The 23805-nt window shown below is 69.3% G+C and carries 21 protein-coding genes; 12 read left to right on the forward strand and 9 right to left on the reverse strand.

Going from position 1 to position 23805, the window contains the following annotated elements; all coding sequences use genetic code 11:
• Nucleotides 1-64: 64 nt before the first annotated feature.
• From AC1Q5A_RS12715 to AC1Q5A_RS12730, 4 genes are read left to right on the forward strand one after another with little or no spacing between them, the layout of a single operon-like run.
• Nucleotides 65-1336, forward strand: a complete 1272-nt coding sequence (locus AC1Q5A_RS12715; protein ID WP_492701123.1) for a TolC family protein — start codon at nt 65-67, stop codon at nt 1334-1336.
• Nucleotides 1333-2652 (forward strand): efflux RND transporter periplasmic adaptor subunit, encoded by a 1320-nt coding sequence (locus tag AC1Q5A_RS12720; protein WP_492701125.1) that lies wholly within the window; start codon nt 1333-1335, stop codon nt 2650-2652. Before AC1Q5A_RS12715 ends, AC1Q5A_RS12720 begins: the two co-directional genes overlap by 4 nt.
• The gene (locus AC1Q5A_RS12725) at nt 2649-5822 is read left to right on the forward strand and encodes an efflux RND transporter permease subunit (RefSeq protein WP_492701127.1); all 3174 of its coding nucleotides are present in this window, start codon (nt 2649-2651) and stop codon (nt 5820-5822) included. The genes AC1Q5A_RS12720 and AC1Q5A_RS12725 overlap by 4 nt, the downstream gene beginning before the upstream one ends.
• A 7-nt stretch (nt 5823-5829) precedes the next feature.
• A complete protein-coding gene (locus tag AC1Q5A_RS12730; RefSeq protein ID WP_492701128.1) occupies nt 5830-6048 on the forward strand; it encodes a GDCCVxC domain-containing (seleno)protein in 219 nt (72 codons plus the stop codon).
• A gap of 13 nt (nt 6049-6061) precedes the next feature.
• Here AC1Q5A_RS12730 and AC1Q5A_RS12735 read toward each other — a convergent pair whose 3' ends face one another.
• A complete protein-coding gene (locus AC1Q5A_RS12735; RefSeq protein WP_492701130.1) occupies nt 6062-6697 on the reverse strand; it encodes a class I SAM-dependent methyltransferase in 636 nt (211 codons plus the stop codon).
• Between the two features lie 251 nt (nt 6698-6948).
• Here AC1Q5A_RS12735 and AC1Q5A_RS12740 point away from each other — a divergent pair, with 251 nt between their 5' ends.
• A complete protein-coding gene (locus tag AC1Q5A_RS12740; RefSeq protein WP_492701132.1) occupies nt 6949-8424 on the forward strand; it encodes a hemolysin family protein in 1476 nt (491 codons plus the stop codon).
• A gap of 43 nt (nt 8425-8467) precedes the next feature.
• On the opposite strand, the gene AC1Q5A_RS12745 is transcribed toward AC1Q5A_RS12740, so the two are convergent.
• The 4 genes from AC1Q5A_RS12745 to AC1Q5A_RS12760 form a co-directional block, all read right to left on the reverse strand.
• Nucleotides 8468-9397 (reverse strand): DMT family transporter, encoded by a 930-nt coding sequence (locus AC1Q5A_RS12745; RefSeq protein ID WP_492701134.1) that lies wholly within the window; start codon nt 9395-9397, stop codon nt 8468-8470.
• Between the two features lie 103 nt (nt 9398-9500).
• Entirely contained in the window at nt 9501-11651 is a 2151-nt protein-coding gene (locus AC1Q5A_RS12750; RefSeq protein ID WP_492701136.1) for an AsmA family protein, read from the reverse strand.
• A 153-nt stretch (nt 11652-11804) separates the two neighbouring features.
• Nucleotides 11805-12398, reverse strand: a complete 594-nt coding sequence (locus AC1Q5A_RS12755; protein ID WP_492701138.1) for a class I SAM-dependent methyltransferase — start codon at nt 12396-12398, stop codon at nt 11805-11807.
• A 78-nt stretch (nt 12399-12476) separates the two neighbouring features.
• Nucleotides 12477-13415 (reverse strand): peptidylprolyl isomerase, encoded by a 939-nt coding sequence (locus AC1Q5A_RS12760; protein WP_492701140.1) that lies wholly within the window; start codon nt 13413-13415, stop codon nt 12477-12479.
• A 279-nt stretch (nt 13416-13694) separates the two neighbouring features.
• Here AC1Q5A_RS12760 and AC1Q5A_RS12765 point away from each other — a divergent pair, with 279 nt between their 5' ends.
• From AC1Q5A_RS12765 to AC1Q5A_RS12780, 4 genes are read left to right on the forward strand one after another with little or no spacing between them, the layout of a single operon-like run.
• Entirely contained in the window at nt 13695-14459 is a 765-nt protein-coding gene (locus AC1Q5A_RS12765) for a hypothetical protein (protein ID WP_492701348.1), read from the forward strand.
• A complete protein-coding gene (locus AC1Q5A_RS12770; protein WP_492701340.1) occupies nt 14399-14776 on the forward strand; it encodes a methyl-accepting chemotaxis protein in 378 nt (125 codons plus the stop codon). The genes AC1Q5A_RS12765 and AC1Q5A_RS12770 overlap by 61 nt, the downstream gene beginning before the upstream one ends.
• Nucleotides 14731-14997 (forward strand): hypothetical protein, encoded by a 267-nt coding sequence (locus AC1Q5A_RS12775; RefSeq protein WP_492701142.1) that lies wholly within the window; start codon nt 14731-14733, stop codon nt 14995-14997. Before AC1Q5A_RS12770 ends, AC1Q5A_RS12775 begins: the two co-directional genes overlap by 46 nt.
• Before the next feature lie 24 nt (nt 14998-15021).
• Entirely contained in the window at nt 15022-16821 is a 1800-nt protein-coding gene (locus AC1Q5A_RS12780; protein WP_492701143.1) for an EAL domain-containing protein, read from the forward strand.
• 61 nt (nt 16822-16882) lie between these two features.
• On the opposite strand, the gene AC1Q5A_RS12785 is transcribed toward AC1Q5A_RS12780, so the two are convergent.
• On the reverse strand, nt 16883-17734 hold the full coding sequence (locus AC1Q5A_RS12785) for a CHAD domain-containing protein (RefSeq protein WP_492701145.1): 852 nt from the start codon (nt 17732-17734) through the stop codon (nt 16883-16885).
• A gap of 241 nt (nt 17735-17975) precedes the next feature.
• On the opposite strand from AC1Q5A_RS12785, the gene AC1Q5A_RS12790 reads away from it, so the two are divergent.
• The gene (locus AC1Q5A_RS12790; RefSeq protein ID WP_492701147.1) at nt 17976-18341 is read left to right on the forward strand and encodes a PadR family transcriptional regulator; all 366 of its coding nucleotides are present in this window, start codon (nt 17976-17978) and stop codon (nt 18339-18341) included.
• The gene (locus tag AC1Q5A_RS12795; RefSeq protein WP_492701149.1) at nt 18338-19255 is read left to right on the forward strand and encodes a sensor domain-containing protein; all 918 of its coding nucleotides are present in this window, start codon (nt 18338-18340) and stop codon (nt 19253-19255) included. The genes AC1Q5A_RS12790 and AC1Q5A_RS12795 overlap by 4 nt, the downstream gene beginning before the upstream one ends.
• 10 nt (nt 19256-19265) lie before the next feature.
• Here the strand turns inward: AC1Q5A_RS12795 and AC1Q5A_RS12800 are convergent, their stop codons facing one another.
• Both AC1Q5A_RS12800 and AC1Q5A_RS12805 read right to left on the reverse strand, forming a co-directional pair.
• Nucleotides 19266-20462 carry a DUF1501 domain-containing protein gene (locus AC1Q5A_RS12800; RefSeq protein WP_492701151.1) on the reverse strand — a complete coding sequence of 399 codons (1197 nt, stop codon included), beginning with the start codon at nt 20460-20462 and terminating at the stop codon, nt 19266-19268.
• A 52-nt stretch (nt 20463-20514) separates the two neighbouring features.
• Entirely contained in the window at nt 20515-21954 is a 1440-nt protein-coding gene (locus AC1Q5A_RS12805; protein WP_492701153.1) for a DUF1800 domain-containing protein, read from the reverse strand.
• Nucleotides 21955-22377: 423 nt separating this feature from the next.
• On the opposite strand from AC1Q5A_RS12805, the gene AC1Q5A_RS12810 reads away from it, so the two are divergent.
• Complete coding sequence (locus tag AC1Q5A_RS12810) at nt 22378-22986, forward strand: class I SAM-dependent DNA methyltransferase (RefSeq protein ID WP_492701155.1); 609 nt, start codon at nt 22378-22380, stop codon at nt 22984-22986.
• 126 nt (nt 22987-23112) lie between these two features.
• Here AC1Q5A_RS12810 and nth read toward each other — a convergent pair whose 3' ends face one another.
• Nucleotides 23113-23751 (reverse strand): endonuclease III, encoded by a 639-nt coding sequence (gene nth, locus AC1Q5A_RS12815; RefSeq protein ID WP_492701342.1) that lies wholly within the window; start codon nt 23749-23751, stop codon nt 23113-23115.
• Nucleotides 23752-23805: the final 54 nt, after the last annotated feature.

Consider the following 23805-nt stretch of genomic DNA (forward strand, 5'->3'; position numbering starts at 1 on the left):
CCGACGTGGCGTCATCGTGCCCGTTCTGGCACGGCGCAGATTCCAGATCGAGGAGTGTCCATCCATGTTGTCCATGTATTTCGTCCGACGCCTGCTGGCGACGGGCCTGGTCACGCTCCTGTGGGGAGCGGTGGCCGCGGCGGCACAAGCCGCCGAACCGCCGCTGACGCTGGAAGCGGCGGTCCGCCAGGGCGTGGCGCAAGCGCCGCAGCTCGAGGCGCGCGTCGCCGATACGGTGGCAGCACGCGAGGAATCCGTACGGGCTGGGCGATTGCCGGACCCCACCCTGACGTTCGGACTTGCCAATCTTCCCGTCACCAGTCCGGGCGCTTTCAGCCTGCGCTCGGACGGGATGACGGAGCGCACGGTCGGCGTGGCGCAGGCGATTCCGTCGCGCGCGGCGCGGCGTGCGGAACACGCACTGGGCAGTGCCCGGATCGATGCGGCGCAGGCCGATCGCGTGGCCGCCGAGCAGGATGTGCGCGAGCGTATCGCCGACGCCTGGATCGGGGTGTGGGCGGTGGAGCAGCAGCGAACCTTGCTGCTCGACCTGCACGACGAGGCGGCGCTGGCCGTGCGGATCGCGCAGGCGCGCCTGCGCGGCGGCGAGGGCAGCGCGGTCGATGCGTTGGCGGCGCAGGCCGAGATGGCCACGCTGGACAATCGGCTGGAGGCGGTCGAGGCCGATCGGCTGGCCGCGCAGGCGGGCCTGCAGCGCTGGCTCGGGGCTCCGCCCGGTGCGCTCGCCATGGCGCAGGACTTCAGCCGGCTGCCGGTGGCGGCCGATCGCCTGCTGTCCGCCATCGACCAGCAGGCGCCGCTGCAGGCGTGGGCCGCGCGCGAACGGGTGGCGCAGGCGGCGCTCGAGCAGGCGCGCGCGGCCAGGCACCCGGACTGGAGCGTGAGCGCCAGTTACGGCCGGCGCGCGCCGGGCCTGTCGGACATGGTGATGCTGGAGGTGGGCGTCAGCCTGCCGCTGTTCACACGCAACCGGCAGGACCGTGGCATCAGTGCCCGGCAGGCGCAATGGGATGCCGTGCAGGCCGACCACGAGGACGCGCGCCGTGCCCAGCGCGAGGCGGTGACGCGGGCGCTGGCCGGCTGGCAAGGCTGGGGCCGGCAGATCGAGCGCTACCGGCAGACCCTGCTGCCGCTGGCGCGCGACCGCACGCGCACCGCGCTGGCCGCTTACCGCGGCGGCGGTCCGCTGCAACCGTGGCTGGACGCCCGCCGTGCAGAGATCGAACTGCGCCTTGGCTATGCCGACGCGCTGGCCGTCCACGCGCGGCTGTGGGCCTCGCTCGCCTATCTGCTGCCTTCCGAGGTGACCCCATGAAGCGCTCCTTGCTCATTCTTGCTGCCATCGTCGTGGCTGCTGCCTTGCTCACCCTCGGCTACTTCGGCGGTCGCCGTCAGATGGCGACGTCGGTGCCGGCGCACGCGTCGTCGACCGTACCGGACAGTGCCGGCAAGGTGCTGTACTGGTACGACCCGATGGTGCCGGAGCAGCATTTCGACAAACCGGGGCTGTCACCGATGGGCATGCAGATGGTGCCCAGGTATGCCGACGCCGGCGGCACGCCCGGCGACGTGGTGCGGATCGATCCGGCCACCGTGCAGAATCTGGGCCTGCGCACCGCGCCGGTCGAGCGCCGTGTGCTGTCGGGCGTGCTGCGCGTGCCCGGCACGCTGGCGTGGAATCCGCGCGAGGCGGTCACGGTCAGCGCCCGCGTCGATGCAGTGGTCAGCAAGCTGCACGTGCGCGCGCCGTACACCAAGGTGGCGGCGGGCGAGCCGCTGGCCGACCTGCTGGCGCCGCAGTGGAGCAGCGCGCTGGCCGAGTACGGCGCGCTGCAGAACGCGCAGTCGGCCGATGCGAAGGCCCTGCGCGGCGCCGCGCGCGAGCGCCTGCAGCTGCTCGGCCTGACTTCCCAGGAGATCCGCGCGGCACATCGCGGCGCGGGCGCGGCGATCACCCTGCATGCGCCGCAAGCGGGCGTGGTCACCACGCTGGAGGTGCGCGAAGGGCAGCGGGTCGGCGCCGGACAGACGCTGATGACCTTGAACGGGCTGGCCACGGTATGGGTCGAGGCGGCCCTGCCGCAGGCGGTCGCCGGCACGGTGCGCGACGGCACGCCGGTCACCGTCACGGTCGATGCGCTTCCCGGGCAGGAGTTCCACGGCAGCGTGGAGACGTTGCTGCCGGATGTCGACAACACCACGCGCACCCAGCGCGCACGCATCGTGCTGGCCAACCCGGACGGCCGGCTGAGTCCGGGCATGTTCGCCACCGTGCAACTGCAGCCGGCCGAAGGCGAGGCGGTGCCAGTGGTGCCGAGCGACGCACTGATCGCGACCGGCGCCCAGGCGCGGGTGATCGTGGCGGAAGCGGATGGTCGTTTCCGCCCGCTCGCCGTGCGCACTGGACGTTCGGCCGGCGGCTACACGGAAATCCTGGATGGCCTGCACGGCGGCGAGAAGGTCGTCGTCTCCGGCCAGTTCCTGATCGACTCGGAGGCCAGCCTGTCCGGTGCGCTGGAACGCCTTGGCGAACACGGAGAGGTTCCTGCCGCTGCCGCCAGTGCCCCTCATCCGGCAACCTCGCATGGCTCGCATGCGGGCCACGCGATGCCGAGCGGAGGCCATCCATGATCGCCGCCCTGATCCGCGCCGCCGTCGCCAACCGCGTGTTCGTGCTGCTGGCCGCGCTGGCGCTGGCCGCGGCCGGCGTGTTCTCGCTGGTGCGCACGCCGCTGGACGCCTTGCCGGACCTGTCCGACACCCAGGTCATCATCCGCACCAGCTGGGCCGGGCAATCGCCGCAGGTGGTCGAGGACCAGGTCACCTATCCGCTGGCCACCACCATGCTGTCGGTGCCCGGCGCCCGCACGGTGCGCGCGTACTCGTTCTTCGGCGACTCCTATGTCTACGTGCTGTTCGACGACAGCACCGACCTGTACTGGGCCCGTTCGCGCGTGCTGGAGTACCTGAGCCAGGTGCGCGACCGGCTGCCGGCCGGAGTCAACCCGTCGCTCGGCCCCGACGCCACCGGCCTGGGCTGGATCTACGAGTACGCGCTGGTCGACCGCAGCGGCCGGCACGACCTCGGCGAACTGCGCGCGCTGCAGGACTGGTTCCTGCGCTACCAGCTGAAGACCGTGCCGGACGTGGCCGAAGTGGCCAGCCTCGGCGGCATGGAGCGCGCCTGGCAGATCGTGCCGGACCCGCCGGCGCTGGCCGCGCGCGGCATCACCGTGGCGCAATTGGCGGACGCGGTGCGTGCGGCCAACGGCGCCAGCGGCGGCTCGGTGATCGAGCAGGGCGAGGCGGAGTTGATGGTGCGCAGCGAAGGCTATCTGCATAGCCGCGAGGACTTCGAGAACGTGCCGGTCGGCACCAGCGCGAACGGCGTGCCGGTGCTTCTAGGCCAAGTCGCCACGGTGCGGCGCGGGCCGAGCTTCCGGCGCGGCATCGCCGAGCTGGACGGCCAGGGCGAGGTGGCCGGCGGCGTCGTCGTGCTGCGCTCGGGCAAGAACGCGAAGGCCGCGATCGAGGCGGTCAAGGCGAAGCTCACCGAACTCAAGCGCAGCCTGCCGGCCGGCGTCGAGATCGTGCCGACCTACGACCGCTCGCAACTCATCGACGCGGCGGTGGACAACCTGTGGGGCAAGCTGCTGGAAGAGTTCCTGGTGGTCGCGCTGGTCTGCGTGCTGTTCCTGGGCCACCTGCGCTCGGCGCTGGTGGCGGTGGTCAGCCTGCCGCTGGGCGTGCTGGCCGCGTTCATCGCGCTGCACCTGCAGGGCGTGACGGCGAACCTGATGTCGCTCGGCGGCATCGCCATTGCGATCGGCGCGATGGTCGATGCGGCGGTGGTGATGATCGAGAACGCGCACAAGCACCTGGAGCACTGGCGCGACGCGCACGACGGCGGGGAACCGCAGGGCGCGGCGCGCTGGGCGCTGGTGGTCGAGGCGGCGGCGGAGGTGGGGCCGGCGCTGTTCGTCAGCCTGCTGATCATCGCGCTGTCGTTCATCCCGGTGTTCGCGCTGCAGGGGCAGGAGGGCAAGCTGTTCAAGCCGCTGGCGTTCACCAAGACCTACGCGATGGCGGCGGCGGCCGGGCTGGCGGTGACCCTGGTGCCGGTGCTGATGGGCTACCTGATCCGCGGGCGCATCCGGCCGGAGCACGCCAACCCGCTCAATCGCGGCCTGGTCGCGCTGTACCGGCCGGTCCTGGAGGCGGTGCTGCGCTACCCGAAGGCGACCCTGGTGCTGGCTGGCCTGCTGCTGCTCAGCGCGCTGCTGCCGCTCGGCCGGCTCGGCAGCGAGTTCATGCCGGCGATGGACGAAGGCACGCTGCTGTACATGCCCACCGCGTTACCCGGATTGTCCGCGGGCAAGGCGGCACAGCTGCTGCAGCTCACCGACCGCATGATCAAGAGCGTGCCCGAGGTCGAGCACGTGTTCGGCAAGGCCGGCCGCGCCGACACGGCCACCGATCCGGCGCCGATGGAGATGTTCGAGACCACCATCACCTTCAAGCCGAAGGACCAATGGCGACCGGGCATGACGATGGCGAAGATCAAGGCGGAGCTGGACAAGGCGGTGCAGGTGCCGGGGTTGACCAACCTGTTCGTGCCGCCGCTGCGCAACCGCATCGACATGCTGGCCACCGGCATCAAGAGCCCGATCGGCATCAAGGTGCTTGGCAACGATGTCGGCCGCCTGCAGACGGTGGCCGATGCGATCGAGGCGGTGGCGCGTACCGTGCCGGGCGTGGGTTCGGCGGTCGCCGAGCGCGCCGCCGCGGGGCGCTACGTGGACGTGCGCATCCGCCGCGCCGAGGCCGCGCGCTACGGGCTGACCCAGCAGCAGCTGCAGCAACTGGTCGCCACGGTGGTCGGCGGCGAGCCGATCGGCGAGGTCGTCGCCGGGCGCGAGCGCTATCCGATCGTGCTGCGCTATCCGCGCGCGGCGCGCGATTCGCTGGCCGCGCTTGAACAACTGCCGATCGTCGCGGCGAACGGCGCGCAGCTGACGCTGGGGCAGGTGGCCGAGATCGAGGTGGCCGCCGGGCCGCCTATGCTGAAAAGCGAGAACGGCCAGCTGGCGGCCTATGTGTATGTCGACACCGCTGGCCGCGATCTCGGCGCGGTGGTGGCGGACCTGCAGCGCGCGGTAGCGCGCAAGGTGCGCCTGCCGCCGGGCGTCACGGTGGCATGGTCGGGCCAGTTCGAATACCTGGCGCAGGCGATGCAACGGCTGACCCTGGTGGTGCCGGTCGTGCTGCTGATCGTCTTCGTGCTGATCTACGCGGTGTTCCGCCGGGTGGGCGAGGCGGCGCTGATCATGGCCAGCGTGCCGCTGGCGCTGGTCGGCGGGCTGTGGCTGATCTGGCTGCTCGGCCATGCGGTGTCGGTGGCGACGATGGTCGGCTTCATCGCGCTGGCCGGCGTCGCCGCCGAGTTCGGCGTGGTGATGCTGCTGTACCTGCGCCACGCGTGGGACCGCCAGCTCACCATCGATCCGCGCTCGGGGCCGGCCGAACTGGACGAGGCGATCCGCGAGGGCGCGGTGCAGCGCGTGAGGCCGAAGGCGATGACCGTCGCGGTGATCCTCGCCGGCCTGTTCCCGATCCTGCTCGGCCACGGCGCCGGTTCTGAGGTGATGCAACGCATCGCGGCGCCGATGATCGGCGGCATGCTCACCGCGCCGCTGCTGTCGATGCTGGTCATTCCCGCGGCGTTCCGCCTGCTGGAGCTGCATCGATTGCGCCGGGCCGGCCATGACACCGATCGAGTGGGTGCAACCGGAGCAGTGTAAAGACCCCATGACGACCGAACCGATCCTGCGCAGCACGCTGACCTGTCCGCATTGCGGCCACCAGGTCGCCGAGACCATGCCGACCGACGCCTGCCAGTTCTTCTACGACTGCCCCGGCTGCGGCGAACTGCTGCGGTCCAAGCCAGGCAACTGCTGCGTGTTCTGCTCCTGGGGCAGTGTGCCGTGCCCGCCCGTGCAGCAGCAGAAATCCTGTTGTGGCCAGTGAGGCCGCGGCGCCGTCAGGGCGCTGCGGCGCCGGGCTCGCGCCGGAACAGGGCGTAGAGGAACTGCTGGGTGGTGCCGAACGGAGTGGCGTGGGATTCCAGCGTGCTGTCGAGCAGCGTGAAGCCCACGCCGAGCTCGCCGGCCAGCCCCGCGGCATCGTAGCGGACCGTGTCCAGCCCGCTGCACTTCAGTGGGCCCTGCGGGCCGAACGTGGCCAGCAGCGCGTGGCCGCCCGGCTTCAGCGCATGGATGAGTTGTTGCACGTACCGCGCCCGTTGCCCTGCGTCGGTCAGGAAATGGAACACGGCGCGGTCGTGCCACAGGTCGTAGCGCGCTGGCGCCAGCGGCGCGTCGAGCAGGTCGATCGCCAGCCAGGTCACCGCGTCCGCTGCCGCGCCCAGGCGCTCGCGGGCGAGTTGCAGCGCCGCCGCCGAAATGTCGAGCACGCTGAGGTTGCGGTAGCCGCGCGCGATCAGGTCGTCGACCAGGGTCGACGCGCCGCCGCCCACGTCGAGCACCGCGGCGGCGCGGTCGGGCGTGGCGCGCTCGATCAGCGCCAGCGAGGTGCCCAGGTGCGGGCGGTACCAGCTGACCGCGTCCGGCGCCTTGTTGCGGTAAACCGTTTCCCAGTGCTGCTGCGTGTCGATCATGGCGGAATCCTGCGGGAGTGGCGATGCGGTGGCGGAGGTCCGGGTGGTGCGGATGGGCGTGCTTGCCCGCCGGCCCCGGCGACGCGCGTGATGGTAACGGCGATGCCGTGCGCATTGTTCTGCGCTTGCGCACGCACCGTTCCGCGGACGCCTGCTTCCATGGAATGCGGCCGGCGCGACCGCACTGTCCCTCATCGCGCGAGGGACACCGGCAAGCATGCGTCGCGTCGGGCTTCCCGGTGCAGCCGGGCGTGGATGGCATAATCGACCGCAGCCTGTGCGGCCGCAGCGTGGTGCCGACCGGCAACCGGTCGGACTTCACCCCGCGCAAGCGGGTGCTGCAGGACATCCGCGACTGGCTCAGCCGTCCATTCGGGCGACGGCTTCCCAATTTGATGGAGACGACGACAGTGTCCGACTTGGCGGGCGTATTTGAGGTACTGCTGCTGGTGGCGGCCAACGGGTTCTTCGTGGCCTCGGAGTTTTCCCTGGTGGCCGTGCGGCGCAGCCGGGTGGCCGAGCTGGTCGCCAACGGACGCCTGAACGCCAGGGCGTTGCAGCGCGCGGTCGACAACCTCGACGCCAGCCTGGCCGCGACCCAGCTCGGCATCACCCTGTCCTCGCTGGCGCTGGGCTGGATCGGCGAGCCGGCGCTGTCCCACCTGATCGAACCGCTGCTGGCGGCGTGGGCCGGCTCGTTCGCCGCCGCCGGCTCGCATGCGGTGGCCATCGCGATCGCCTTCTCGCTCATCACCGCCTTGCATATCGTGCTCGGCGAGCTGGCGCCCAAGAGCCTGGCATTGCAGCGCAGCGAAAGCACCGCGCTGTGGATCGTGCGTCCGCTGCAGGTGTTCCTGTTCGTACTCCGGCCCGCAATCGTGGTGCTCAACGGTCTGGGCAACCTTGTCCTGCGCCTGTTCGGCCTGCGGTCCGGCGCGGGCGAGGAATCGCTGCATTCCGCCGAGGAGCTGAAGTTGCTGGTCTCCGCCAGCCAGGAGGCAGGGCTGCTGCAACGGACCCAGCAGGAACTGGTCGAGCGCGTCTTCAACATCGGCGACCGCCGCATCGGCGACATCATGACGCCGCGCCCGGATATCGACTGGATCGATGCCGACGACAGCCTCGACGAGATCCTCGCCACCGTGCGCGCCTCCCGCCACGACCAGTTGCTGGTCGGCCGAGGCGGCATCGAGGAGCCGTTGGGCATGGTCATGAAACACGACCTGCTGCACCAGGTGCTCGACGGCCGGCCGATCGATCCCCTGGCGGTGATCCGCGAGCCGCTGGTGGTCCACGAGGGCATCTCGATCTTCAAGGTGATGGAACGCTTCCGGGCCACGCCGGTGCGGGTGGCCATGGTGCTCAACGAGTACGGCGGCCTGGAGGGCATCGTCACCCAGACCGACTTGCTGGCAGCCATCACCGGCCACCTGCCCGAGGTGGAGGGCGAGGCGCCGGAGATCGTCCAGCGCGAGGACGGCAGCTTCCTGATTGACGGTTCCACCTCGGTGCTGGATGTCTTCGACCGGCTCGGCCTGCGCAACCAGACCGCGGAAGACGGCTACCACACCATGGCCGGTTTCGCGCTGTCCAGGTTCCAGCATCTTCCGAAGGCGGGCGAGCACTTCGACCACCAGGGCTGGCGCTTCGAGATCGTCGATACGGACGGGCGCCGGATCGACAAGGTGATGGCGTCGCCGCTGGCGGACGCGGACGTTCACGCTTAACGGCGCCGGCCACCCATGCGGACGGGTGGCCGGCGCGGTGCGCTCAATCCACCACGCCGTGGATCTCGGTGGTGCCGAGCAGTTCGGGCTGCGTGGCCGGGCGCTGCCGGCGATGCAGCAGCGGATGCATGAACACCGCCAGCAGGATCACCGCCACGCCGGCGTAGAACCAGCGGTCCAGCTCATGCTGCTCGCCCAGCAGCACGGTCGCCAGCACGATCGCATAGACCGGCTCCAGGTTGGTCACCATCTGCGTGCCGAACGCGCTCATGTGGCGCAGCGCCACCAGTGCCAGCGTGAACGGAAGCAGGGTGCAGCCGAACGCCAGCGCCAGCAGCAGCAGCGCGTCATGCGCGCCCGGCAGCATGAACGCCGGGCCGGCGTGCGGGATGAGCGGCGCCAGCAGGGTGAGGAACACGGCGCCGGTGCCCAGCTCGATGAAGGTCACCGTGAGCGGGTCGCCATGCTCGACCAGGCGCTTGTTGAGCGAGCCGAAGAACGCCACGAACAGCGCCGACAGCACGCCCACCGCGATGCCCAGGCGCATGTCGTGCGGCACGCCGCCCACCACCATCACCACGCCCGGCACCACCGCCACGCCGATCAGCAGTTCGCGCGGATCGAAGCGGCGTTTCGCGATCCACGGTTCGATGAAGGCCAGGAACACCGGCCCCAGCGCGATGCAGGTGGCGCCGACCGAGGCGTTGGACAGCTTGATCGCGGCGTAGAAGGTGAGCCAGTGCAGCGACACCAGCACGCCGATGCCGGCATAGGCCCAGACCAGCCGCGCCGGCATCGCGCGCAAGCCGCGCCAGACCCGCGGCATCAGCAGCAGCGCCACCACCACCAGCAGCATGCGCCACCACACCAGCGGCAGTGCCGGCAGGGTGATCAGCTTGCCGAGGATCGCGGTGAAGCCCCATAGCAACACGCAGAAATGGATCTGCAGGCGGGCCTGGTTGACGGGTTGCATGGGGACATCGCGCGGTGAAAGGAGCCGGCATTCTAGCGCTGGGCACCGCCGCAGCCATCACCAAGGCAAATCGGTGTCACCCCACCGTACCGCCAGCGGGATCCTAGCGGTGTGGGCGGGGCTTGGCTGGTGGCGCCATGGTGCCGGAGCTGCGCAGCTGCTGCAGCACGGTGCGGCAGGTGTTGTCGCCGTCGCCGCCGTGGCTGGGCGCGACCAGGGCGAGCAGGGCGGCGGCCGGGGCGGCGACGACGCCCAGCGCGACGGCGCCGGCGCCGCGCGCCAGCAGCGGGCCGGCATGCACGCCGACATCCGGATTCTTCAGCGTGCCGCGGACGTACAGCGGCGAGCGCAGCGAGAACACCCGGAACCCCTTGGTGTGCGGCTTTACGTCGAGGTCGAGTTTCTCGTCGGCAAAGTTCACCGTACCGGTCACGTTGACCACCGCGTCGCCGGTGTCGAACACGAACAGGCGCATGTCGAACAGGCCGTGGGTCGCACTCATGTCGGCAGCGGCGCAGTTGATCGGCACCGTGCGGTCGCCGAACAGCTTGCCGATGACGATGTTGGCCACGTTGAGGCCGGCGGTTTCCAGCAGGGTCTTGCTGATCGCGCCGTCGTTCATCAGCAGCTTCAGTTCGCCGTTCGCGCTGCCGAGCAGGGCGGCGACCGAGTTGCCCTGTGCATCGAGCGCGGCATCGCCGTTGATCTCGCCGAAGCTGGTGCGCATCGGCCCGAAGGTCGGGAACAGCTGCTTGAGCTTGAGGTGGCGCGCATCGAGTTTCAGCACGCCGCGCATCGGCCTGCGGCTGCCGTCGAGGGTGAGGTTGCTGCGCACCGTGCCGCCGGCCAGGCTGAAGCTCAGCGGGTCGAGATACAGCGCGCCGTTGTTCATGACCAGGTGGGTGCTGAGCGAGTCGATCGGCAGCGCCGCACCGCGCACGATGCGTGCGCCGGTGAAAGTCACGTCCGCGTCCATTGCCTGCCAGCGGTCGGTGCGGAACGGTTCCACCGGCAGCAGCTTGTCGGCCGGCTGCGGCGTGGCGTCGCCGCGCCGTTCCTTGCCGGCGCGGGAGTCGGCGCCGATCAGCGGGGCCAGGTCGGCGAGCTGCAGCAGTTTGGAGTGCAGGTCGCCGCTCAGCTTCGGCCGCGCACCGCCGGTGACGAACAGCAGGTTGCCGGCGAGGTCGCTGCCGCCGACGCGGCCGCGGAAGCCCTGGTAGCTGTAGCGGCTGCCGTGGCGGTGCAACTCGGCCTTGAGGTGGCCCTCGGTGGCGTAGGGCGGCGTGTCGGGCAGGGTGATGCCGGTGATCGGGTAGAGCCTGGCCATGCTGGAGCCGGAGAACCACAGGCGCACGTCGAGCGCGCCCAGGTGCAGCGGATCGGTCAGCGTGCCGACCAGCGCGATGTGGCTGTCGCCGATGCGCAGGTCGGCCTGCAGCGGGAACGGCATGCTCTTGTCCTGCAGCGCCAGCACCGCGCCAGTGCGGCCCTTGCCCTTGAGCGGGCTGCCCTGGTAGCTGCCTTCGGCGGTCCAGCCGAACTGGTAGACGGTCGACGCGGTCGCCTGGCCGACCCGTTCCGGCGTGGCCTCACCGCCGGCCATGACCCTGGTCGCGGCCGCGCCGGCCGTCTTGCCGGCCTGCTCGCGTGCATCGCTGGATTGCTGCGCCACGATCTGCTCGTAGGGAATGGCTTGCTGCAGCGGCTCCACCACCAGCTGCAGCTTCACCCGGCTGGCGGCATCGTCGAGCGTGATCAGCCCCTGGTCGAAGCCGATCGTGCCCAGCTGCAGTTTCCAGGCGGAGGGCGCGGTGCTTTGCGGCAGCGCGAAATCCCAGCTGGCGCGGCCCGACTTGTCGCGCTCCAGGTCGACCCTGGGGCGCACCAGTTGCAACGTGGGCACCTCGATGCGGTGCGCCAGCAACGCCGGCAACGACAGCCGGAAGCGCAGTGCGTCGAGGTGGGCGAACTGCGGCTGCACGGCCCAGCCCGGGTTGGCGATGCGGATGTCGCGCGCGGTGAACTCGGGCCACGGCAGCCACGAACGGGGCCAGCCGGCGAGGGGGTCGCGCCGCCAGTCCACGGTCAGCGCGCCGTTGATCGCGAACGGTCGCCCGATCGCCTGGCTGACCTTGTCGCCGATGAACGGCTTCATGCGGTTCCAGTCGAACGTTGCGACGGCGACCAGCAGCACCGCGAGCAGCACCAGCAGCGTGCCCGCGATCCAGCTGAGTACTTTTCGGCTGCGTTGCATCCGTGACTCCCGCGGCGGTTGGCCCGCGCGTCGGGCGGACGCGTCGAGGCACCGCGCCCATTGATAGCCGCAGAGATGCAAAGGTTATGTGGTGATGGCCGGCTGCTTTCAGACCCCGTTCACGCGCGGTCGTCGGGCGAAGCCTGCGCTGGATCAGGCCGCGACCTGACTCTCGGTCCGCCGGCTGATGCAGTACACCGCCGCGGGCGGCAGGTTGAGCAGTGCGCTGCCGACGCGGTGGGCCTGCAGGCCCAGCCGCGCGAGCAGGGCCGGTGACAGCGGGCAGCGCGGGCCGTAGGTGAACTGGTAGAACATGCCGCCGCTGCGCAGCTGGCGTTCGAATACGCCACGCATGATCGCGGCGACCTGGCCCGACGGCATCGACAGCAGCGGCAGGCCGCTGACCACGGCGCAGGCGCGTTCGTCGCCGAACAACGGTTCGGTGTCGCCGAGCCGGGCCGCGTCCATGTGCAGGATGGTCGCTTCCGGGTAGCGCCGGCCCAGCGTGTCGGCGAGGTGCGGGTCGGCCTCGACCAGGGCCAGCCGGTGCAGCGGCACGCCACGCGCGAGCAGGGCACGGGTCAGCGCGCCGGTGCCCGGCCCCAGTTCGATCACCGGGCCATCCAGCGCGCCGACGCGGCTGGTCATCAGCCGTGCCAGCGCGGCGCCGGACGGCGTCACCGCGCCGATGCCGCGCGGGTCGCGCAGCCAGGCGCGCAGGAAAGTCAGGGTGTCGTGCAAGGGCATGCAGTGGTTTCCGCGCTCGGCTGGAGGTGCACGGTAACCGACGCGGGTGAACAAAATGTTTGCAGCGGCGTGGCGGCGTCAATGCGCCGGTTGCGCCTCGCGCACCGGTACGTCGATGCTGCACAGGTCGACCTTGCCGGCCGGCCGGGCATAGAACGCATTGCGGCCGTTGCGCTTCGCCTCGACCAGCGCGGCGAAGCTGGCGCTGCCGGTGCGCAGCACCTCGATCGCCGGGCGATCCTTCGCCGGAATGTCGGCGGCCAGCCGTACCGACTCGATGGTGACGCGTTGCGCCGGCTTCGTGTAGAAGCCCATCGGTTCCGCGCCGCGCGGCAGGCCGGACAGCAGCGGCATGCCTTCCAGCACGCGGCCGGCGACGGCGAGGTTGCGGTCCAGCCGGCGCGGCGCCTGGCCGATCACCGCATACAGCGAGCTGCCGCTGCCGGTTTCCGGGGCCACGTCGCGCGCTACGCCGACCATGCCGTAGCAGTGCGCCAGCCATTGCTGCCCGCTGGCCGGGTCGCGCGCCACCGGGAAGCCTTCGCTGAAGCCGACTTCGGGCGCGTACACGTCGCCGTCCGGCAGCGGCGTCCACGGCAGCTTCGCGTCGATCGGGCGGGTGAACTCCGGCGGCAGCGTCCTGCTGGCGTTGCCCAGCGAACGGAGCTTGCTCTTGTCGCCGTTGTCGTCGTCGTTCGGGTCGCCCCACTGGGTGACGAAGTTGTCCTGCACGCGGATGATCGCCAGCCCGTCGAAGTAGTGGTTGCGCACCAGGGTACGGATGTTCGCCGCGTGCAGCGGGGTGAAGTCCGGCGCCAGCTCGATCACCACGCGCCCGGTCGACAGCTGCATGAACAGCAGGTCCTGCGGATCCGGCGTGCGCCATTCGGCCGCTGTGGATCTGGCCAGGATTTCCTTCGCCGTCGGCGTCGGCTTGTCCTGTTCGGCGGCGACGGCGGGCAGCGCGAGCAGGCTGCCCGCCAGGGCCAGTGCGATGGCGAGATGGCGGCGTAGCATGGCATTCCCTTTGCGCAGAGACTGGCGGCGGCAGCAACTTAGCAGAGTACCGATGGGCATGACATCGGGGCCCGCGGATGCCTCGTAACAGCACGGTCTTGCAAGCTGGGCATGCTTTCCGCGGTGCCGAGACAGGGTTCGATCCGTCGTCGTGCGCGTTGGGCGAGCGTGAAATATATTATTTAATAGATTGAAATATAAAATAAATATTTCGTCACTGGCTAAAGTAAACAAAGCAGCAGCCGCTATGATGGTGACCTCGTCAGCCTTGACTTCCTCATGTCCCTGCGCTTCGCTCTTCCATCCCTTTCCTCTTTCGGCGCACGTCTGGCAGCACGACTGGCCGGCACCGTCGCACTGCTCAAGTCCGGGCAGTTCGACATGGCGAGGCTCAAGGTCTCGAATGACGTGGAGAACGCCTTCGGTCCGCTCAAGAGCGATTTTTCGAACCTGTTTGCGTTGGCGCTCGCTGCCGGCGATTCGCAGGCTGCCCTGCAGCATGTGGCGAACCGGCGCGGGCTCTATGCGCTGATTCTCCTGGTGCTTGCCGCGTTGGGACTGACGCTGTGGGTGGACCTGCGCATCATCCGCTCCCTGACCGGCTGCCTGGCCGTTGCGGCGCGGGTGGCCACGCGCATCACCCAAGGCTCGCTGGGTGGGCCGGTCGAACCCGGGCACGGTGACGAGATCGGCCGCCTGCTGCGGAGCCTCGACGGCATGGATCGCCGGCTCGCCGCGGTAGTCGGCCAGGGGCGGGACCGGGCCTGCATGCTCGACAGCAACGCTGCCGGCATTGCCGATGGAAATGACGCGCTCAGTCGGCGCACGGAATTGCAGGCGATGCAGTTGCGCGTACCGCCGGTGCCATGGCCAGCATCGCGGCGACTTTTTCCGAGAGCGCACGTCTGGGCAGGGACGCCGATCGCGCAGCGAGCGACGCACGCGAGCAATCCGGACATGGTCGTCTTGCGGTCGGCGAAGCCATCGGTTCGATGGAAGCCATCGGCCGCACCAGCCGCAGCATGGGCGACATGCTGGATATGATCGATCAGGTGGCCTTCCAGACCCGACTGCTTTCCCTCAATGCGGCCATCGAGGCTGCCCGGGCCGGCGAGCACGGCCGCGGATTCGGGGCCGTGGCTACCGAGGTGCGCCAGCTGGCCCAGCGGTGCGCGGAGGCGGCGGGGGATATCCGTGGCCTCGTCAAGGCGAGCGACGAAGCCGTGCGCAGCGGCCCTGGCCGGGTTGCCCGGGCCGGCGGGGTGATCGAAGCATCGGCAGCAGCGTCGACCGCCTTGCCGGAGCAATGGCGGCCATGCTGGTGGCCGGCCGCGCGCGGGCCAGCGAGATCACGGCCGTGAACCAGGTGGTGATCGACATGGATGCGATGACACGGGAGAATGCTGCACTCGGCGAGCAGGCCGCCGCGGCGAGCCGGGCGATGAGGGAGAGCGCCACGGCACTGCTGGACGAAGTCGGTTTCTTCACCCTCGTGGAGACGGCAGCCCCGCCGCCAGCCATCGACGAGGTCGCCGGGTCTTCGCAAGCCACGTTCGCCGATCCACTCCCGGTTCTCACCTGATCAGACGGTCAAGCTCGAATGAGCATGGTTATTGGTCCAGACAATCGCGGTCCATCCCTGCTCGACCAGGCGGCTGGCGGCAGCGGACTGCGGGCGGTGTTCCAGCCGATCGTGCGGCTCGATACCATGACCGTGGTGGCGCATGAGGGCTTGTGCCGGCCGGCGGAAGGAGCCAGGGACCTCAGCGTGCTCGACATGCTCGACCTGGCTCGCGCCAAGGGCCGGCTCGGCGAGTTCGAGCTGCTGGCTGCCCGCACTGTCTGTGCCGCCTTTGCCATGCAGCCTGGGGGCGGCCGTTTGCTGGTCAATCTCAGCGCGCATACCATCGTGGACGGCGGCCTGCAGCCGGACCAGTTGATCGCGGCCCTGTCGGGGGCGGGCATCAGCCTCGATCGCATCACGATCGAGGTCACCGAACGCGACATCGTGGAGAATCCGGCCGAACTCGCGCATGCCGTCGGCTATCTGCGGGCACGCGGCACGCGCATCGCGCTGGATGATTTCGGCAACGGCCACTCCAATTTCGAAATGTGGAACGAACTTCACCCCGAAATAGTGAAGATCGATCGCTACCTGGTGCACGGGCTGGCGCGAAGCGCCGAAAAGCTCGCGATAGTGCGTGCGCTGTGTAGCGTCGCCGAGACGCTCGGTGCCGATCTGGTGGGCGAGGGCGTGGAAGATGCCGCGGACCTGCGGCTGTTGCGGGAGCTGGGCATTTCCTACGTGCAGGGCTTTCTGCTTGGGCGGCCGCTGACCGAGGCCGCAACCTCGGTCAGCGACGAGGCCCGCGAGGCGATCCGCGGGCACACGGTGCCGGTGCCGCCGCGGCCGCGCGGCCCGGTCACGCAACGACCGCTGCAGGCGGGTCACCTGGTGATTCCCGCTCCGGCCGTCACCTTGCAGCAGACCAACGACGACGTGGCGGCGCTGTTCGCGCGGCACGACGAACTGCATGCCGTGGCGGTCACCGACGGGGAACGTCCGGTGGGGCTCATCAATCGCCGCGTGTTCACCGAGCGACTTGCGCAGCCGTTCGCGCGCGAGCTGTTCGGGCGGAAATCCTGCGAGGCCTTCATGCACGCCGCGCCCTTGCTCTGCGAGGAGGGCCAGTCGGTGGAGAGCATGGCCGACGTGCTGCGTGGCGAGGACCAGCGCTACCTGACCGACGGTTTCATCATCACCCGCGACGGAAATTATCTCGGGCTGGGCACCGGCGAGTCGCTGGTGCGGCGCGTGACCGAGCAGCGCATCGAAGCGGCGCGCTATGCCAATCCGCTCACCTTCCTGCCGGGCAACATACCGGTGACCGAGCACATGGAGCGGCTGATACGCGAGCAGCGCATCTTCGTTGCCGCCTATGTGGATCTGAACGACTTCAAGCCATTCAACGACCAGTACGGTTACTTCCGGGGCGACGAGATGATCCGCCTGCTGGCGGCGATCCTCACCGCACGGATCGATCCGGCATGCGATTTCGTCGGCCACATCGGCGGCGACGATTTCATGCTGCTGTTCCAGAGCGCCGATTGGGAATCGCGCTGCCGGACGGTCATCGCCGAATTCAACGAGCGCTCGCGTGTCCTGTTCGATGCCGAGGATCTCGCCCAGGGAGGCATCGAGGGTGAGGACCGTCGTGGTACGCGGCAGTTCTTCGCGCTGGCCACCGTGTCGATCGGTGCGGTCCGCGTCCAGGCTCCCTTTCCCCGCCGTCCCGAAATCATCGCCACGCTCGCCGCCCGGGCCAAGCGGCATGCCAAGCGCGAACGGCTCGGCTTCCATGTATTTCTGGCTTCCGCGACCGAACCGGCAGCGTCTGCCACCTGAACTGCATCGAGGCGGCCGTGGTTCTTCGAAACCACAGGTCGCCCTGGCAGTTCCCGCGCCCTCATCCGGCAAGTTCCGCCGTCACCCTGGCTGCGTCGACCATCGCCTTGCGCAGTTCCAGGCGGAGCTGGGCCGGGCCTCCACGACCCGCATCGAGCCGCGCGAGGTGGCGGCGCAGCAGGCGAAGGTCTTGTCGCCGGCCCAGGGCATCTGTCATGCGCTTGAGTTCGCGCATGGGGCGCCGAGGGTGGGTCGCGTCGGCGAGAGCCGGCGACATGGCGGAAACCTTCGCCATGGCATCGAGCTGCAGGCGCAGTCGACGCAGGCGGCGACGCCAGCGATGGAGCAGGTCGACGGTACCCCGGCGCCGGGCATCGTCTTCGCTGCGTTTGGTGCGGCGCCGGCTACGTTTCAGCGCCCGTGCCATGGCTTGCGGGTTGACACGTTCCCATGACAGGGCGGAAAGCGCCTGGCGAATCCGGCCGAGTTCGCTCCTTCGCGCGGCGAAGTCGGGGTCCGTGGCCAACGCGCTGAGCAACTCCTGGTTGCAGGCCTCTTCAAGGGCGGCGGCAGCGGCATGCCACGGCGCTGCGCTTCCACCCATGGCCAGCGATTGCGCTGTCTGCGTCGCGACGAAGGCATCGCGCAGCGCGGAGAGGCTCCGTGCCAGCTTGCGCAGGCGACGATCGATCCACCGGGTTGCGTCATCCGGCTTCGGCTCCGCCAGCGCAAGGATCGCACGCAGCGAACGGATCTCTTTGCGCGCCCGATGAATGCCAACGTGCCGGTTCCGGGTATTGGCCAGCGCCCGGTCGATCGCATGGCATTCGCGCACCGCAAGCACGGCCAATGCCCCGCCGGGGGTGATGGCCCTGGCTTGAGCGCGGGATGGCTTCGATTCTGGAACAGGCATGGCCGGCCCCTGGCAAGGCAGGTTAAGCGTCGTACCCCTGATTGTCGTATGCGACGAGTGCTTCTTTCATGTCGCGACCGACGCTGGGTGCCTTCATGATGCCCATGTTCGTGTGAAGCGCACAAACAGGGTGCCCGACCACGGCTGCAGGTTGGCCAGGGCATGACTTCAGGCCCATGCACTAGTGTCAACTTCGTACTATGGTTCACTCAATGCCAGGTGGCGGTGCGGGTGAGCCGAAGTGGACGACAGCGCCGGCCAGTTGAAGAAGTTCCAGAAGGAGCTTTCCAGCGGCACCGTGGCGCTGGTGCTGCTGGCGGTGCTGGGGCAGTCGCGCCAGCCGATGTACGGCTACCAGATCGCCAAGCGGCTCGAAGAAACGGGCGAGGGTGTGCTGGCCGGCAAGCAGAGCGCGCTGTATCCGGTGCTGCGCAACCTGGAGGCGGCCGGCCTGCTCGCCAGCGAGGTGGAGCCGTCCGTCAGCGGGCCGCCGCGCCGCTATTACCGCATCACCAGACCGGGGCGCGAGGCCCTGCGTGAATGGGTCGCCGCGTGGAACGCCACCCGCGATTCCGTCGACAACGTCTTGCAAGGAGGGGTGTCATGAACGCGCCGCGCACCATCGTCGAATACCTTGAGCAGCTGCGTGCCGCGTTGCGCGGCGCCGACCCGGCGCTGATCCAGGACGCGCTGTACGACGCCGAGGAACACCTGCGCGCCGAACTGGCCGAGCAGCCCGGGCGCAGCGAGGCACAGATGCTGGAACACGTCGTCGGCAGCTACGGTGCGCCGGACGAGGTGGCGGACATCTACCGCGACCAGGAGATCAAGATCCAGCGCGCGCTGCGCCCGCCGCGGCCGCCGAAGCGGCGCTCGCTGGCCGGGCGCTTCTTCGGCGTCGCCGCCGATCCGCGCACCTACGGCGCGCTGTTCTACATGCTGCTGGCGCTGGCCACCGGCATCTTCTACTTCACCTGGGCGGTGACCGGCCTGTCGCTGTCGTTGGGGCTGTCGGTGCTGATCATCGGCTTGCCGTTCATCGTGCTGTTCTTCGGCAGCGTGCGCGTGCTGTCGCTGGTGGAAGGGCGCATCGTGGAGGCGATGCTGGGCATGCGCATGCCGCGCCGGCCGGTGTATCCCATCCAGGGCATGACCCTCATGCAGCGCATCGGCAGCATGTTCACCGACGTGCATACCTGGACCACCCTCTGCTACCTGTGGCTGATGCTGCCACTGGGCATTGTGTATTTCACGCTGACGGTGACCCTGCTCAGCGTGTCGGTCGCCTTCATCGCTGCGCCGCTGGCGATGCTGTTCCGCGACGACAGCTGGTTGTCCTGGCCGCGCCAGGTCACCGTGGACTGGGGCTCCGGCGCACATGTGCCGGGCTGGGGCGACGCCATCGCGATGTGCGTGATCGGCATCGTGCTGCTGTTCGCTACCCTGCACCTGGCGCGCGGCCTGGGGCGGCTGCACGGATATATTGCCAAGCACATGCTGGTGCCGCGCGCGGCGAGCTGACCGTGGTGGTTCAGACCAGTTGCAGGTCGCGCGGCCGGGCCTGCGGGAACACCGCCTGCAACTGGCTGTCCGACAGCCCCCAGAGGCGCTTGAACACGCCGCCGAACACGTCGCGGTAGTTGTTGAGCACCGGGTAGTCGCGATCCTGCAGCAGGCTTTGCCGCGTGACCGCGATCTGGTTGCCGGCGATGCGGCCGCCGTTGACCTTGCCGCCGAGTACCCAGTGCACCGTGCCGTGGCCGTGGTCGGTGCCCTTGTCGCCGTTCTCGCGGAAGGTACGGCCGAACTCGGAGACCACCATTACCACGGTGTTGTCCCATTCGCTGCCGAGCGCGTCGGCGTAGGCGGCCAGGCCCTGCCCGAGGTTTTCCAGGTTGTTCGCCAGGGCGCCGCTGACGCTGCCCTGGTTCACATGGGTATCCCAGCCGCCGACGTCGACGAAGCCGAGGCGGTACTGGTCGCGCATCAGCGTGGCGATGCGCCGGGTCTCGGCGGCGAAGTTCCTCGCGTTGGCGGCGCCGCGGTTCGCCTTGGCCATTTCTTCCTGCAGATCCTTCGATACCTGCTGGTGCAGCTCCAGCCCGTCGGCAGCGGCAGCGGCGAGCGGGGTGTGCCTGTACATGCCGGCAAGGATCGACGATTGCCCGGCGTCGAACACTGGCCTGGCCACGCCCCGCAGCGAAATGTTGGGAATGTCCTTGCGACCCTGGAAGCTAAGCGGCAACGCATCGGTGAACGCGATGGCCGGGACGCGCGGCAGCGTGCCGGACAGGCGTGCGAGGAAGCCGCTGCGGAAATCGCGGTGTGGCGCGGCCGGTTCGCCGGATTCGATATTGTCCTGGGTCTCGAAGTGGCTGCGGGAGAGATCGTCGGTGCCGGCGAACGGCACGAAGGTGATCTGCTTGCGTTGCCACAATGGATAGATCGAATCGCGCAGCACCGGGGTGAGGCCCCAGTCCGCGTCCAGCGCGATCGCGCTGGACGGGTTGCCGGCATCGGGCCTGGCGATCGCCAGGGTCGGGCGCGATTCGTAATAGAAGTCGCTGCCGTACGGCACCAGCAGGTTGTTGCAGTCGTAGCCGCCGCGCAGGAACACCAGCAGGAAGCGTGGCGAACTGGCCGGCGCGGCGAACAGCCTGCCGGAAAACGACAGCGCCGGGACGGCTGCAGCGCTGGCGGCGGCGAACAGGAATTCACGGCGGTTCATGGGGTGCCTCGGCGGGTGGCGGGGAAGGCGGCTGGACGGACACGTGCGGCGGTCAGCGGTAATTGAAATCCGGCGACGACAGCAGGAAGGTGTTCCACTCCTGCTGCGAGGTTGCCTTGCCCAGTGCCGTACGGGTGCTGGCGGAAAGGCCGGGCTCGATCGCTTCGTAATACAGCCGGCTGGTCAGCATCGGGAAGCCGGCGTTGACCCTGGGGCTGCCTTCGGGCCGGAACAACTGGTTGTCGCCGGTGCCGATCGCGCGGGCGATTTCGAAGCGTTTGGCCATCTGGCCGGAGCTGCTCCAGTCGACGGAATCCAGCGGCCAGCCGTCCGGCGTGAGGCGGCCGAAGGGCGGTTCGCCCATCTGGTTGAGCCAGTTGACCAGCGGCCGCGCGTTGGCGATCGGCTGGCCGTCGTAGGCCAGCCGCATGGCCGACACCACGAACCGGGTCGGATCCTTGAACTTCCCGCCGCTCCCGTCGAACTCCGCCGAGGTCAGCATGGTGCGCATCACGGCGGCGATGTTGCCGCCACTGCGCTGGAAGGTGGCGGCCATCTTCGCCACCAGCGACGGGGGCGGATCGTCGGCGACGAAATATCCGGCGAGCTGGCGCGAGATGAATTGCGCGCAGGCCGGTTGCTGCACGATCAGCTGCACCGCCTGTTCCACCTCGCGGAAGCCGCTGCCCTTGATGTGCTGGCCGAGGAACACCTTGTCGCTGAAATCGTGGCGCGCCGGGTTGAACTCGAACAGGTCCCGGCGCACGACCCGCGCCTGCATGCGCGGGTCGAAACGGCGCTGCCGGTCGTTCGGCGGGGCCAGCCCCGAGCCGGTCAGGATCAGCGCCAGCTGCTGCACGTCCTGCTGGGTATAGCCCGAGCCGACGCCCAGCGCGTGCAGTTCCATCAGCTCGCGCGCGTAGTTCTCGTTGACCTTGCCCCGGGCGTTCTGCGCGTTGTCCAGGTACTCGAGCATGGCCGGACTTTCCAGCGTGGCCAGCAGCAGATCGCTGAACTTGCCCAGTGCGTGCGGGCGGATGGTGTTCTCGGCGTAGTCGGCGACGACCCAGCGGACCCGCCCTTTCGCCGCGTACACGCTGAAGTGGTTGAGCCAGAACCACGTCAGCTGTTCCTTGAGCTGGTCGCTGCCGTAGACGGCGCGCAGCAATTCGGTCTGTTGCGCCTGCAGCGCCAGGTTCTGGCCGTGTTGCTGCAGGGCTTTTTTCGCGGCGATCTTGCCGTCGCCATCGGGCATGTCCCGGATGCGTTGCTGCTCGTCGCGCAGTTGCGCCATCAGTTGCGCGACGGGCGTATTGATGGCTTCGTAGCTGCCGATCAGGCCCGCGACGGGCGCGGGCAGGGCATCGGACCCGCCGGCGGCGAGCTGCCGGTCGAGGTAACGGGCGCGGCCGAGCTCGCGATAGCTGGCCACCTGCGCCGAGTCGATGCCGAAGCCGATCCGCTGCAGCCAGGCGATATCGTCACGATGCAAGGGCTGGCCGTGAGGGCTGCCTGGCGCCGCGAGCGCTGCCGTTCCATCGGCGCCGCGGTCGGGCCGGGCCTGCGCACCGCACGCCGACACGGCGAGGGATGCCAGTGCGTACAGCGCAAGCCGCGGCAGGCGCGAACGCGGCGAAGTCGCAGTGGCCGGCGGACAGTGGGACGGCGGTATTGGCTGCATGCGGGGCATTCCAGGCAGTGCACGGCAGGGATGGGCAATGGCGACGCCACAGTGTCAACGCACGCGAGCGGCATCCGATGACAGCGGGCAGGTTTTTCGTCGAGGCATTGAGTCGGGATTCAGGCACCGGCACGAAGGCATCGGTCGTTCCGCGACAACTTGCGGGCGCTCCGGGGGATGGCGCGCCGCGAAGCCCGTCGCCGGTTACCATGCCGCCTTTGCCGGAGCGGGCCGATGCCGAAGACCTACGATCGCGACTATTTCGACAAGTGGTACCGCGACCCGCGGCACGCGGTCGGCTCGCCGGCGGAGCTGAAGCGCAAGGTGGCGATGGTGGTGGCGCAGGCCGAGTACTACCTGGGCCGGCCAGTGCGCAACGTGCTCGACGTGGGTTGCGGCGAGGCGACCTGGCGCGCGCCGCTGCGAGCGCTGCGACCGGGCATCGCGTATCGCGGGCTGGACGCCAGCGAGTACGTGGTGGCGCGTTACGGGCGCAGCCGCCACATCGGGCTCGCGCGGTTCGGCCAGCTGGAGCAGCTGCGCTTCGATACCCGCTTCGACCTGATCGTATGCACCGACGTGCTGCATTACCTGAAGCCGGCGGAGATCCGTGCCGGGCTGCAGGGCATCGGCGAGATGCTCGAAGGCGTGGCGTTCATGGAGGTGTTCACCAGCCGCGACGACGTGGCCGGTGACCACCACGGTTTCGTGGCGCGCGCGCCGGCGTGGTACCTGCGCGAGTTCGGTGAGGTCGGCTTGCTGCCGTGCGGCTCGCATTGCTACCTGGGGCCGCGGCTGGAACGCCACATCGCGGCGCTGGAACGGGCGCAACTGCCAGCCTGAAACAGTCCCGGGCTTCGGGGTGCTCAACCCCGACCTGTGGGGGGAAGGATAAGGTTTCTGGTCTTCGTCGCGGAGAGCAACCCCACCCCAACCCTCCCCTGCAAGCAGGGGGGCGTGCCCTGTGGCTCAGTCGGCCTTGGTCTTGTGCTTGTAGCGGCAAAGGTCGCGGATCATGCAGTGCGAACAGTCGGGCTTGCGCGCCTTGCACACGTAGCGGCCGTGCAGGATCAGCCAGTGGTGGGCGTCCTGCTTGAACTCCGCCGGGATCACCTTCTCCAGCTTGTCCTCGACCGCGCGCACATCCTTGCCCGGAGCCAGCCCGGTGCGGTTGGCGACGCGGAAGATGTGCGTGTCGACCGCGATGGTCGGTTCGCCGAAGGCGGTGTTGAGGATCACGTTGGCGGTCTTGCGGCCCACGCCGGGCAGCGCTTCCAGCGCCTCGCGGGTGCGTGGCACCTCGCCGCCGTGCTGCTCGATCAGCAGCCGGCACAGCGCGATCACGTTCTTCGCCTTGGCGTTGAACAGGCCGATCGTGCTGATGTACCGCTTGAGTCCGTCCTCGCCCAGCGCGAGGATCGCCTGCGGCGTGTTCGCCACCGGGTAGAGCTTCTTCGTGGCCTTGTTCACGCCCACGTCGGTGGCCTGCGCCGACAGCACCACGGCGACCAGCAGTTCGAACGGCGTGGAGTAGGCGAGTTCGGTGGTGGGATGCGGGTTCAGCTCGCGCAGGCGGGTGAACAGCTCGACCACGTTGGCGCGTTTCATGGGCATGGCGAAACGTCCGTCATGCCAGCGAAAGCTGGCATCCAGTGTCTTGCC

The organism is Rhodanobacter sp. GW835-FHT13D09 (assembly GCF_058793995.1).